Source organism: Salmonella sp. SAL00672, from assembly GCF_046552175.1.
In the GTDB taxonomy this organism is placed as follows: Bacteria; Pseudomonadota; Gammaproteobacteria; order Enterobacterales; family Enterobacteriaceae; genus Salmonella; species Salmonella enterica.
Genome location: NZ_JBGDUQ010000026.1, coordinates 1 through 938 on the forward strand (window position 1 = coordinate 1; position 938 = coordinate 938).

Below are 938 nucleotides of genomic sequence, written 5' to 3' on the forward strand. Positions count from 1 at the left end.
GGGGGTAAGTAGCCTGTTAAAATGAACCATTCACTTTTAGAGCTCTTCCGGCATACTGTTTATTACTCTCACTGCCAGTACACACCGCCGTTGTCGCTCCGCATCTCGTTACCCACCTAACAACCACTTAAAAGCTGTAGCGCTGCTCTCAGACTAGGATTGCTACGCTCAGCGCGCAATGTATCTGTGCCACGCCAACCAGTTTTATGGGTCGGTTCTGATGCAGATGCATCACCATTCCCAGCCAGCTTCCGGCGTAACGCTAGCTGGGAATACATAACTTAAAAAAGAATGCGAGATAATGCGCTAAGACGCGAATTCGATTTATAACTTCCTTATCAATTTTCCGTCTTTTTTATCGAAGGATACAATTGTATAATCATAGCCATTTAGCGCTTCTACTAAAACACTCTCATCCTCAGATGTGGCAAAGATAATTTGGCCACTGATCTTTGTTGATTCTGCTGCATCTCTGAGCAATTCAGCAAAGCTCACTTTGTTTGCTTCTTGTTGTCGTGGTTCATCGAAAATAATCACTCTAGGGTGGATAGAGCCCTGCTTGTACCAACACTGGAGCATACTGAAGCAGCTTTCTTCAAGGATTTATTAAATGGATGATCTTCTGGACGCTATTACAGCGCTGAGCTCTCTAATATCATCTGAAAAAATAAGAGCTATCGCTGAAAATATTAGCCATATTGATGATAATAAATCTATGGCCACATTATACAATGTGGTCAATACTCCAATAGCTGTAACAATAGTCAAACAACTCACTATGGCCTGGCAAAAAACGTCTGTCAGTTCTAGTGAGTTGGCTGCAATGCTCCTTACTGCCAGCCATGTCTATTCAAAAGCCACTTCAGAGCAATCTACCGAGTTAGTGTGGACGGGCCCCACAACACCATTTGTTTCAGCACGTCGTACTGAACAGGCTT

General features: G+C 43.3%; 1 protein-coding gene and 1 pseudogene. One reads left to right on the top strand and one right to left on the bottom strand.

Annotation, left to right across the window (positions count from 1 at the left end):
- Positions 1 to 324: 324 nt before the first annotated feature.
- The gene (locus tag ACLJTG_RS23635) at positions 325 to 495 is read right to left on the bottom strand and encodes a hypothetical protein (protein ID WP_369557246.1); all 171 of its coding nucleotides are present in this window, start codon (positions 493 to 495) and stop codon (positions 325 to 327) included.
- A 115-nt stretch (positions 496 to 610) separates the two neighbouring features.
- Here ACLJTG_RS23635 and ACLJTG_RS23640 point away from each other — a divergent pair.
- A pseudogene (locus ACLJTG_RS23640) lies at positions 611 to 938 on the top strand (phospholipase); the annotation flags it as partial.